Raw genomic sequence first — 10526 nt, 5'->3', positions numbered from 1 at the left:
GGTGTTACTTGAAGAGCTTTCGGGAGAATTCACGCGGATAACCTACCCTTTGAGACAGATATTTGTCACGCCAAGAGGTGTAGTGGTGGTGGCAGGGGATTCGTCGATAAGCGAAAGAGAGCTGGACCACAGTGAAGAAGAAACTCGCCGCAGTGGTGGCGGCAGCGGGCATTGCCGTGGCTGGGGCACCGGCCGCGTTGGCGCATGATTCCGTGATCAACGCCGAGCCGGGAGTTGAGGCGACGGTAACGGAATTTCCCAGCGAACTCGTGTTGGTGTTTTCAGGTATCCCGCGAGAGGGGTTTAACAGGATCGCGCTGTCCCGCATGGACACGAATGAAGTGCTGTTCAGTGGCGAACCTACGGTTGACCGCCAAAATGTAAGCATCGACGTGCCTGCGGACCTTGACCCACAACCCGGCAAGTACCGCATTGGCTTCCAAATCACATCCTCCGATGGCCATGCAACCAAGGGCATGACGCAATTTACCTACCAACCCCCCGGGACGACTGTGGAAACTGAAGCAGGTGATGAGGGAAAGGGTAAACCGGATGAGACACAGCAAGATGCCAACGAGACGCAAAGCATCATTGGTGGCTACATCTGGGTATGGATTCTCCTCGGCGTTGTTCTTGTTGGCGGCGCAGTCATTGCGCTCTTGGGGCAACGCCAACGCGATGGTCAGCGCAATGAGAACCGTGACTGACGGTAGACCGGCGAGCCAGAGTAAGATCACCCGCAGTGCCCGCGCCAGGCTCATATCGCGCGCGGAGCAAGGCCGAGAACACACCAGCGGGCGCGGCCAGGTATGCCGCCCACGCGTGAGCGCAAAAGGAGCGCTGAATAGCTTATGTCCAGCGGGATTGCCCCAACTGCACTGATCCACGACCCGTTTGAGGTCCCGGCCGGCACACCGGTTGGCGCAGCGATGAGGGAACTGGAATTGCCCAACAAGGGCGATGAGGCCATCGTGTGCGTCCAGGATGCTGAGGGGAACTTGAAGGACCTTTCCCACGTGCCGGAAGAAACTGCTAGCTTCACTCCGGTTGCCGCGAACACTGAGCTGGGGCGTAGCGTCATCCGTCACTCCTGTGCGCACGTGTTGGCGCAGGCAGTGCAGGAGGAGTTCCCGGATGCGAAGCTGGGCATTGGCCCGGCCATCAATGATGGGTTCTACTACGACTTCGACGTCAAGGATCCGTTCACCCCGGAGGATTTGAAGTCGCTGGAACGGCGGATGAAGAAGATCATCAAACAGGGCCAGAAGTTCGTCCGCGGTGTGTATAGCTCGGCGGAAGATGCGGCTGAGGATCTAAAGGATGAGCCGTACAAGCTTGAGTTGATCCAAGACAAAGGCTCCGTGGACCCTAACTCGGATGAGGCAACGGAGGTGGGGGCGGGGGATCTAACGCACTATGACAACGTCAACCCGCGCACCAATGAAGTGGTTTGGCACGACCTGTGCCGTGGCCCGCACGTACCCACCACCAAGTACATCCCGGCCTTCGCCTTGACGCGATCTTCTGCCGCGTACTGGCGCGGTGACCAGTCCAATGCTGGCCTGCAGCGCATTTACGGCACTGCGTGGGAGTCCAAGGAGAAGCTGGACGAGTACCAGCACATGCTGGCAGAGGCGGAAAAGCGTGACCACCGTCGCTTGGGCGCAGAGATGGACCTGTTTTCTTTCCCGGACCAGGTTGGTTCTGGCCTGCCCGTCTTCCACCCGGACGGTGGCATCGTGCGCATGGAGATGGAGAACCACTCCCGCAAGCGCCACTTGCAGGCGGGCTACTCCTTTGTGAACACCCCGCATGTGACCAAGGGTGAGCTGTTCCAGCAGTCTGGTCACTTGGATTGGTACGCCGATGGCATGTTCCCGCCCATGCAGCTCGACGGTGAGTGGGATGAGGAAGGCAACTGCACGAAGCAGCCGGTGGATTACTACACCAAGCCGATGAACTGCCCGATGCACAACCTCATCTTCGATTCCCGTGGCCGTTCTTACCGTGAGCTGCCACTGCGCCTGTTCGAGTTTGGCACCGTGTACCGCTACGAGAAGTCCGGCGTGGTTCACGGTCTGACCCGCGCACGCGGCTTCACGCAAGATGATGCGCATATTTACTGCACCGAGGAGCAGCTTGAGCAGGAGCTTACCGACGTATTGGAGTTCATCATCTCCCTCCTGCAGGACTATGGCCTGGATGACTTCTACCTGGAGCTTTCCACCAAGGACCCGGAGAAGTACATCGGTGATGATGCGATCTGGGAGCGTTCCACCAACATCCTCGAGTCCGTAGCCACCAAATCTGGCCTGGAGCTGGTTCCGGACCCGGCAGGTGCTGCGTTTTACGGGCCGAAGATTTCTGTGCAGGCGCGCGATGCGATTGGCCGTACCTGGCAGATGTCCACGGTGCAGCTTGATTTCAACCTGCCGGAGCGCTTCGACTTGGAGTACACCGCCCCGGATGGTTCGAAGAAGCGTCCGGTGATGATTCACCGTGCGCTGTTTGGCTCCATTGAGCGTTTCTTCGGTGTTCTGCTGGAGCACTATGCCGGTGCATTCCCGGCGTGGTTGGCGCCGCATCAGGTCGTGGGTATTCCTGTCGCCGATGAGTTTGCTGGCCACCTGGATGAGATTGTTGCCCAGCTGCGGGCGCGTGGTGTGCGCGCGGAAGTGGATCACTCTGATGACCGCATGCAGAAGAAGATTCGCACCCACACCACCGGCAAGGTTCCGTTCATGCTCCTGGCCGGTGCGCGGGATGTTGAAGCCAATGCGGTGAGCTTCCGTTTCCTCGACGGCACCCAGGTTAATGGTGTGCCTGTGGATGAGGCGATCAATCTGATCACTGCCTGGGTGGAGGAGCAGATCAATGACCAGCCGAGCGAGGAAGCCATTGCAGTCCGGCGCGGATAACGCCTCCCAGGGTCCGAACGGGCAAGACTACGTGGATCAGGGCGTGGGCCAGCCCGATCGTCTTGTGCGCCTGTGGGCGCCGTACCGGTCGAGTTATATTTCGGTCACGCCAGGGGAGCGGGAGAAGAAGGACCCGTTTCTTGTCGCACCGCAGCTGTCTGACGAGGACGGGCTGATCATCGCCCGCGGCAAGACGGTGTACGCGCTGCTCAATTTGTACCCCTACAACGCTGGTCACCTCATGGTCGTGCCCTACCGCAAGGTTGCAGAGCTTGAATTGCTTGACGACGAAGAGACGGCGGAACTCATGGCCTTTGCCAAACTCGCTGTGCGCACCTTGAAACGAGTGTCCCGGCCGGAGGCTATCAATGTTGGTCTGAATCTGGGTAAGGCCTCCGGCGGTTCTGTCGGGGACCATCTGCATCTGCATGTGGTCCCACGGTGGGCGGGGGATTCTAATTTCATGACGGTGATTGGGGGCACGAAGGTTCTGCCACAGCTATTGAAGGACACTCGTGCTTTGTTGGCGGAGGCGTGGGCTGAGATTGTGGAGGGGGATGCTCATGTTTAGCGCGCGGGCCCGTCAACCCATTGCGGTGGTGGTAGATCCGGTGGCAAAAGCTCTACTGCGGGTTGGTTTGACACCGAATATGGTGACGGTCGCCGGGACTGTGGCAACGATTATGGTGCTGGTCCTTCTTATTCCTAGTGGGCATTTGATCTGGGCGACAGCGCTGACTGCACTCTTTGCTGCCATGGATCTCATCGACGGCACGATGGCGCGCATGCGTGGGGGCGGCACTGCCTTTGGTGCGACGTTGGATGCCAGTTGTGATCGCCTAACCGATGGTGCGCTCTTCGGGGCAATTGCCGTGTGGTTGATCTACACCGAGCAGGCGCGACCTTCGGCGGCGGGCGCGTGTCTCGTTGTTCTGGTGCTGTCTCAGGTGATCAGTTACATCAAGGCACGTGCGGAAGCGGGTGGACTCACCGTTAATGGCGGGCTCATTGAGCGAGCCGAGCGGATCATCATTGCTCTTGTGGGTTTGTTCCTGCAGGGCGTGGGTGTGCCCAACGCGGTCGTTGTGGCGCTGTGGGTTCTCGCTGTGGGGTCTGCTGTGACTGTGGTTCAGCGTCTTGTTCTGGCTTCCCGTGATCCGAAGGCATCCGCACACATCGCCCCGCCCAAAGGGGCAACGGACCCTGCGGGCGTAGACGGGTATCAGGCGTGAAGGAATCTCTTGTCACCGCCGGCTACATGGCGGGGTGGAAGCTCGTGCGCCATATGCCCTATGCCATGGCGGCGACCTTGTTTAATGTGGGAGCTGATATAGCTTCGGATCGTGGACGCGGTGCGGACATGCTCCGGCAGAACCTCACTCACGTTGTGGGCGCGGAGAATGTCACTCAGGAACTGGTGCGCGCTTCCATGCGCTCCTATGCCCGCTACTGGTTGGAGGCGTTCCGGCTGCCAGCTATCGCTGGCAAGCCAGAACTCATGGCCACGTTGGATGCTGCACTCATTGGCCGCGAACATGTGGAAGCCGCCGTTACCAGTGGCAGAGGCATGGTGATCACTCTGCCGCACTCGGGTAACTGGGACATGGCAGGCATGTGGCTCGTGGGTAGATATGGCGGATTCGCCACTGTTGCGGAGCGCCTCAAGCCGGAGGTGCTTTTTGATGCTTTCGTGGACTACCGCGAATCCCTCGGCTTTGAAGTCCTCGCCACCACGGGTGAGAAAACGCCACCGTTCCAGCGGCTCAAAGAAGTAGTACAAAAAGGGGGCGTCGTATGCCTCATGGGGGAGCGCGACATGACATCACACGGTGTTCCCGTCACCTTCTTCGGGGAACCCACAACCTTCCCCGCTGGTCCGGCGAAGCTGGCCATGGACACAGGCGCGAGCCTCCACGTTGCCCACTCCTGGTTCACCGGAACCACCCTCGCGCCGGGGTGGGGCTTGAGCTGCTCTGCGCCCCTCGAGGTCACGGACCTCGAGGGAACCACGCAGCGCGTGGCAGATCTGTTTGCCACCAACATTGCAGCACACCCAGCTGATTGGCATGCGATTCAACCAGTGTGGCCGCATCAGCGGCGGGCCCGGTGATTCCGCGATGCGTATTGGAATGGTGTGCCCGTATTCCTTTGACTATCCCGGTGGCGTCCAAGCACACATCCTGGATCTCGCCCGAGTATTCACTGACGCGGGCCATCACGTTGAGGTTCTTGGCCCCGGTACTGAGCTGGCGTGTGAACAGGACTTGCCCAGTTATGTCACCTTGTCGGGCCCGGCTGTAGCGCTGAGTTACAACGGATCTACCGCGCGACTATCCTTCGGCCCGCGCGCTGTCCGCGCCGTGCGGGATTTTCTGCAGCGTGGCCAATTCGATGTGGTGCACATCCATGAACCCAATGCGCCAAGCCTGTCGCTCATCACACTGATCTTCGCCCGCGAACCGGTGGTGGCCACCTACCATGCCTCCGCATCGAAGTCATTGGCGCTGAACCTCGCTCGACCTTTCCTTCGGCCCTTGCTGGAAAGAATTCAGGCAGGGATTTCCGTCAGTGAAATGTCGCGTCGTTGGCAGGTAGAACAGCTCGGCGGGGACCCGGTGCTTATTCCCAACGGGGTGGATACGGCGAGGATGAAGGTTGGCGGGGGCAACTGGGACGTCGAAAAGCATGCGCACATCGTTTTTCTGGGGCGTATCGACGAACCCCGCAAAGGCCTTCCCACCCTTCTTTCTGCGCTGGAAATGATGGAGACATCGCCACGCGTAACCGTGATCGGCGGGGGCGAGCATACGGACACGCCTGGTGTCGATTTTGTCGGGCGCGTGAGCGATGAGGACAAAGCGGCGATTCTGAACAGCGCGGACATCTATGTTGCACCGAACACGGGTGGGGAATCCTTCGGCATTGTCCTCGTGGAGGCAATGGCGGCGGGCTGTGCCGTGGTGGCCAGTGACCTGGAAGCTTTCGCGGCGGTCTGCGACGCGGAGGCAGATCAGCCAGCTGGGATGCTCTTCCCCGTGGGTGACGCCCGCGCCCTAGCCACGATCCTCGATCATCTCGTGCAAGATAGCCGGGCGCGTTCTGCGCTCGTCGCTGCGGGGATGAAACGCGCGGAACTGTATGACTGGCAGCATGTATCCGCTGAGGTCATGGATGTGTACATCACGGCGACGGGCGGTGAAATCCAATGAGCACACCGGTTGTTATCGCAATTGTCCTTCTTTTCCTCGCAGCCCTGGGATTGTGGGCAATGATTACTGCTCAGCGGCTTAATCGCCTGCATATCCGCGTGGATCGCGCTCGCCGCGCACTCGATCACGTGCTTATTGACACCGATCCTACGAACCAGCGCCGACACGATCTAGCCGTGCGGTTTTATAACAACGCGGTGGCCGACACACGCCGACTGAGACTACGGCCGCTTATTCGGGTTCTGCGTCTTGCTGGCACAGCGCCCCTGCCCGAGTTCTATCCGTTCGCGCCTTTTACATAAGGTCACGCAGAGCTGCGTGGGGAGCGCTAAGGTTATGTCCCATGGATTTTGATGTACCCAAGATCGATGAAATTTTGAACCTTGAGCAGCTAGACACCAATATCTTTCGTGGTAAAGGTGTGTTTAGTGGTCTCCAGCGCACCTACGGTGGTCAAGTAGCGGCGCAGAGTCTGTCTGCGGCAACGAAGACCGTGGATGAGGGCAAGGTCGTGCACTCCCTGCACAGTTACTTCATCCGGCCGGGTAAATCAGACCAGGACACCATTTTCATGGTGGACCGCGTGCGTGACGGTCGCAGCTTTGCCACCCGTCTTGTCCATGCGATCCAAGATGGGGAAACAATCTTCTCCCTTGAAGCCAGCTTCCACATCACCACTGATGAGGGGATTGAACACTCGGACAAAATGCGCGAAGTGCCGCCGCCTGAGGATGTCATCCCGCTTGAGCAAACGGGTGGTCCGCTGAAGTTCTTTTCCATGTGGGCGAAGGACTGGGATGTGCGTGTGGTGCCGGATAATGATTTTGCTCATAACCCCTACACCCCCAGCCAGCAGGTTGTGTGGTTCAAATCTCGCAATGAACTGCCGGATGATCAGACCTTCCACATCTGCACGCTGGCGTACATGTCTGATCTCACCTTGCTGCACTCAGCCCTGGTTCCGCACCGTGACCACAAGGTGCAAATGGCATCCCTTGACCATGCGATGTGGTTCCTGCGTCCATTCCGTGCAGATGAGTGGATGCTCTATGACCAGGTATCCCCATCCGCGCACGGTGGCCGCGCACTGACTCAGGGACGTATCTTTGACTCTCACGGCAACTTGGTTGCCATGGTGGTGCAGGAAGGTCTCACGCGAACGTTGGCTGAAGGCAAAGTCGCCTTTGCGTAGTGGGAGGAAAACCGGTTGAGGGCGTCGGCGTATACTAGGCAGCCGACACTTTAGCCAGAGGAAAGGGGAGATGGCGCATGGCAGGCCACTCAAAATGGGCTACTACCAAGCACAAGAAAGCCGCGAATGACGCGAAGCGCTCCAAGCTTTGGGCGAAGCTGATCAAGGACATCGAGGTCGCGGCTCGTACTGGAGGTGGTGACCCGGCGGGCAACCCAACTCTCGATGACATGATCCGTAAGGCTCAGAAAGCTTCTGTGCCGAAGGACAACATCGAGCGTGCCCGCAAGCGTGGCTCCGGTGAGGAAGCCGGCGGTTCCGACTGGGAAGACATCACGTATGAGGGTTACGGCCCGAATGGTGTTGCCATGCTGATTCAGTGCCTGACCGATAACCGTAACCGTGCTGCCACTGAGGTCCGCACCGCGATGACCAAGAACGGTGGCAACCTGGGTGAGTCCGGTTCCGTTGGCTACATGTTCAGCCGTAAGGGCGTGAACACGGTGGTTAAGGGTGATCTGACGGAAGATGATGTGCTCATGGCTGTGCTTGAGGCCGGCGCCGAGGAAGTCAATGACCTCGGTGAGCACTTTGAGGTCGTCTCTGAGGCGACTGACCTTCACGCAGTGCGTGACGCGCTCAAGGAAGCTGGCATCGAGGTTGATGAGACGGACCAGGACTTCCGTGCTTCTGTTGAGGTAGAGCTGGATCTTGATGGTGCGAAGAAGCTAGAGAAGCTTATCGACGCATTGGAGGACGCCGACGATGTCCAGAACGTGTACACCAACATGACGATGTCGGATGAGGTGGCTGAGGCGCTGGCTAACGAGTAGCCCGAAACTGCTTTCATACCCGGTCTTCCGCGTGGGAGGCTGGGTATTTGTGTTCTTGTGGTAGAACAAATGTGTGACTCCGAAGGTCGGGGTAGCAAAGGGGAACCATGAACCTTGAAGGCCTGCGCGTGATGGGCATTGACCCGGGATTGACCCGGTGTGGCCTGTCTGTGATCCAGGCTGGGAAAGGGCGACAGGTTATCCCGGTGGCAGTCGGCGTTGTGCGTACGCCTTCGGACGCGGAACTTGCGCATCGTTTGTTGCGTCTTTCTCATGCTGTCGCAGAATGGATGGATGACTATAAGCCGGACGTAGTGGCGATGGAACGCATCTTTGAGCGCGGAAATGTGTCCACCGTGATGCAGACTGCCCATGCGGTTGGCGTGATGGTGCTTGCTGCTGCGGAGCGGGATATCCCGGTGCACATGTACACCCCGTCTGAGGTGAAAAAGGCTATCTCCGGCAACGGTCGGGCGGATAAGAAGCAGATGACGGCGATGATCACGCGCATCTTGGGCCTGTCTGCACCACCCAAACCAGCAGACGCGGCTGATGCTTTGGCTATTGCTGTATGCCACTGCTGGCGTGCCCCCTTGCTTGCCCGTGGCGCTGCCGCAGCTTCTCTTGCTGCGCAAGGAGCGGCATCAACCCCGCGTAACCCCGTGAATGGAAAGGCTTAAGTGAAACCATGATTGATTCTCTGAACGGTGAAGTGATCGCCATTGGGCTTGATCATGCGGTGATTGAGTGTTCCGGGGTGGGGTATCGCTTCATGGCCACTCCGCCGACCTTAGGTCGGTTGGTGCGCGGGGAGACAGCACGTGTGTTGACCTCGATGGTGGTCAAAGAGGACAGCATGACTCTTTATGGCTTCACCGATGATGATGGACGCAGTATGTTCCACCGTCTGACCACTGTCACGGGTCTTGGCCCGAAGCTGGCCATGGCATCGCTTGCTGTTTTTGAACCAGCTGAACTGGCCGGCCACATTACCGCGGGTGATTCCAAGGCGATTCAGGCCATTCCCGGTGTGGGCAAGAAGATGGCGGATCGTTTGATCCTTGAACTCAAGGACAAGCTGAAGGGCGTGTACGCCACGTCGGAGACGACAGATGGTGCCAAAGCTGATGCGGTGACGGCGACCGCTAGTGCTTCTCTTGCTACGGAGCAGGTGGTGGAAGCACTCGTGGGACTTGGTTTCCCGGAAAAGGGTGCGCGCACTGCTGTTAGTGCCGTGATCGAGGAAGACCCGGAGGCGGATTCGTCTGCGTTGCTGCGCGCAGCCCTGAACCGTTTGGGTAAGAAGTAGCTAGACCTAGCTAAAGGATGATGAATATCAATGGAGGAGGTGCAGTGACTGATGTCTGATGTGGAAAAGACAGAGTTTGAATTGCCGCCAGAATTAGCACGGAAGGTGAATTCGCCGATTGATGCGAATGAGCAGACAGAAGAACGTGATTATGAAAAGTCACTGCGCCCGAAATCTATTGATGAGTTCATTGGGCAGCCAAAGGTACGGCAGCAGCTTGGCCTGGTGCTTGAAGGCGCGAAGAAACGCGGTGTGACACCGGATCACATTCTGTTGTCCGGCCCACCAGGGTTGGGCAAGACCACCATGGCCATGATCGTGGCACAAGAGTTGGGCACCTCACTGCGCATGACCTCGGGTCCTGCCCTTGAGCGTGCAGGGGACTTGGCGGCAATGCTATCCAACTTGATGGAAGGCGATGTTCTCTTCATCGATGAGATTCACCGCATCGCCCGCCCGGCAGAAGAAATGCTGTACATGGCCATGGAGGATTTCCGTATTGACGTCATCGTGGGCAAAGGCCCAGGAGCGACGTCTATTCCGCTGGAGATCCCGCCGTTCACTCTCGTTGGCGCGACGACGCGCGCCGGCATGCTCACTGGCCCACTGCGTGATCGGTTTGGTTTCACAGCGCAGATGGAGTTCTATGACGTGGATGATCTCACCCGAGTAATCACCCGCGCAGCATCCATTCTGGGTGTGGACATTGATCATGATGCGGCGGTGGAGATCGGCTCCCGTTCCCGCGGAACACCCCGTATTGCTAACCGATTGCTGCGCCGTGTACGCGACTGGGCAGAGGTGAACGGTGATGGTCGTGTCACAGTGCAAGCTGCCGGTGAGGCACTGGAGGTCTTTGATGTCGATGAGCTAGGCCTCGACCGACTGGATCGTGCCGTCCTGGAAACGCTGATCAAATCACACGGTGGTGGGCCCGTCGGTGTGAGCACTTTAGCTATCGCGGTGGGGGAGGAACCGTCCACTGTGGAAGAAGTGTGTGAACCCTACCTGGTGCGAGCAGGTCTGATGGCGCGCACAGGTCGGGGACGTGTTGCCACGGCTGCG

Annotated in this window: 12 protein-coding genes; all 12 read left to right on the top strand. The window is 58.8% G+C overall.

The window, feature by feature from the left end:
* Positions 1-131: 131 nt before the first annotated feature.
* Positions 132-707, top strand: a complete 576-nt coding sequence (locus HMPREF2129_RS09195; RefSeq protein ID WP_034665833.1) for a copper resistance CopC family protein — start codon at positions 132-134, stop codon at positions 705-707.
* A 144-nt stretch (positions 708-851) separates the two neighbouring features.
* A complete protein-coding gene (thrS, locus tag HMPREF2129_RS09190; RefSeq protein ID WP_034665830.1) occupies positions 852-2918 on the top strand; it encodes a threonine--tRNA ligase in 2067 nt (688 codons plus the stop codon).
* The gene (locus HMPREF2129_RS09185) at positions 2875-3489 is read left to right on the top strand and encodes an HIT family protein (RefSeq protein WP_034665829.1); all 615 of its coding nucleotides are present in this window, start codon (positions 2875-2877) and stop codon (positions 3487-3489) included. Before thrS ends, HMPREF2129_RS09185 begins: the two co-directional genes overlap by 44 nt.
* A complete protein-coding gene (pgsA, locus tag HMPREF2129_RS09180) occupies positions 3482-4150 on the top strand; it encodes a phosphatidylinositol phosphate synthase (protein WP_034665826.1) in 669 nt (222 codons plus the stop codon). Before HMPREF2129_RS09185 ends, pgsA begins: the two co-directional genes overlap by 8 nt.
* Before the next feature lie 26 nt (positions 4151-4176).
* The gene (locus HMPREF2129_RS09175; RefSeq protein ID WP_084576777.1) at positions 4177-5028 is read left to right on the top strand and encodes a phosphatidylinositol mannoside acyltransferase; all 852 of its coding nucleotides are present in this window, start codon (positions 4177-4179) and stop codon (positions 5026-5028) included.
* A gap of 7 nt (positions 5029-5035) precedes the next feature.
* A complete protein-coding gene (locus HMPREF2129_RS09170; RefSeq protein ID WP_034665835.1) occupies positions 5036-6127 on the top strand; it encodes a glycosyltransferase family 4 protein in 1092 nt (363 codons plus the stop codon).
* Positions 6124-6429 carry a LemA family protein gene (locus HMPREF2129_RS10890; RefSeq protein WP_084576775.1) on the top strand — a complete coding sequence of 102 codons (306 nt, stop codon included), beginning with the start codon at positions 6124-6126 and terminating at the stop codon, positions 6427-6429. Before HMPREF2129_RS09170 ends, HMPREF2129_RS10890 begins: the two co-directional genes overlap by 4 nt.
* A 41-nt stretch (positions 6430-6470) precedes the next feature.
* The gene (locus HMPREF2129_RS09165) at positions 6471-7319 is read left to right on the top strand and encodes an acyl-CoA thioesterase (RefSeq protein WP_034665821.1); all 849 of its coding nucleotides are present in this window, start codon (positions 6471-6473) and stop codon (positions 7317-7319) included.
* A 77-nt stretch (positions 7320-7396) separates the two neighbouring features.
* Positions 7397-8152 (top strand): YebC/PmpR family DNA-binding transcriptional regulator, encoded by a 756-nt coding sequence (locus tag HMPREF2129_RS09160; protein WP_034665818.1) that lies wholly within the window; start codon positions 7397-7399, stop codon positions 8150-8152.
* 107 nt (positions 8153-8259) lie between these two features.
* Positions 8260-8832, top strand: a complete 573-nt coding sequence (ruvC, locus tag HMPREF2129_RS09155; RefSeq protein ID WP_052093097.1) for a crossover junction endodeoxyribonuclease RuvC — start codon at positions 8260-8262, stop codon at positions 8830-8832.
* 8 nt (positions 8833-8840) lie between these two features.
* Positions 8841-9461, top strand: a complete 621-nt coding sequence (gene ruvA, locus HMPREF2129_RS09150) for a Holliday junction branch migration protein RuvA (RefSeq protein ID WP_034665815.1) — start codon at positions 8841-8843, stop codon at positions 9459-9461.
* 51 nt (positions 9462-9512) lie between these two features.
* The coding region (gene ruvB, locus HMPREF2129_RS09145; protein ID WP_034665812.1) for a Holliday junction branch migration DNA helicase RuvB at positions 9513-10526 on the top strand (1014 nt) is incomplete at its 3' end.

It is taken from the genome of Corynebacterium tuscaniense DNF00037 (genome assembly GCF_000759055.1).
Lineage (GTDB): Bacteria > Actinomycetota > Actinomycetes > Mycobacteriales > Mycobacteriaceae > Corynebacterium > Corynebacterium tuscaniense.
The sequence above is the reverse complement of the archived record's forward strand: the minus strand, read 5'-3'. Positions and strand labels throughout refer to the sequence as shown.

What these genes read in the sequence shown, in the direction of transcription:
- thrS (WP_034665830.1), top strand. Translation starts at nt 852, where the DNA reads ATGTCCAGCGGGATTGCCCCAACTGCACTGATCCACGACCCGTTTGAG.
- pgsA (WP_034665826.1), top strand. Translation starts at nt 3,482, where the DNA reads ATGTTTAGCGCGCGGGCCCGTCAACCCATTGCGGTGGTGGTAGATCCG.
- HMPREF2129_RS09185 (WP_034665829.1), top strand. Translation starts at nt 2,875, where the DNA reads ATGACCAGCCGAGCGAGGAAGCCATTGCAGTCCGGCGCGGATAACGCC.
- HMPREF2129_RS09170 (WP_034665835.1), top strand. Translation starts at nt 5,036, where the DNA reads ATGCGTATTGGAATGGTGTGCCCGTATTCCTTTGACTATCCCGGTGGC.
- ruvA (WP_034665815.1), top strand. Translation starts at nt 8,841, where the DNA reads ATGATTGATTCTCTGAACGGTGAAGTGATCGCCATTGGGCTTGATCAT.
- HMPREF2129_RS09160 (WP_034665818.1), top strand. Translation starts at nt 7,397, where the DNA reads ATGGCAGGCCACTCAAAATGGGCTACTACCAAGCACAAGAAAGCCGCG.
- HMPREF2129_RS10890 (WP_084576775.1), top strand. Translation starts at nt 6,124, where the DNA reads ATGAGCACACCGGTTGTTATCGCAATTGTCCTTCTTTTCCTCGCAGCC.
- ruvC (WP_052093097.1), top strand. Translation starts at nt 8,260, where the DNA reads ATGAACCTTGAAGGCCTGCGCGTGATGGGCATTGACCCGGGATTGACC.
- HMPREF2129_RS09175 (WP_084576777.1), top strand. Translation starts at nt 4,177, where the DNA reads ATGGCGGGGTGGAAGCTCGTGCGCCATATGCCCTATGCCATGGCGGCG.
- HMPREF2129_RS09165 (WP_034665821.1), top strand. Translation starts at nt 6,471, where the DNA reads ATGGATTTTGATGTACCCAAGATCGATGAAATTTTGAACCTTGAGCAG.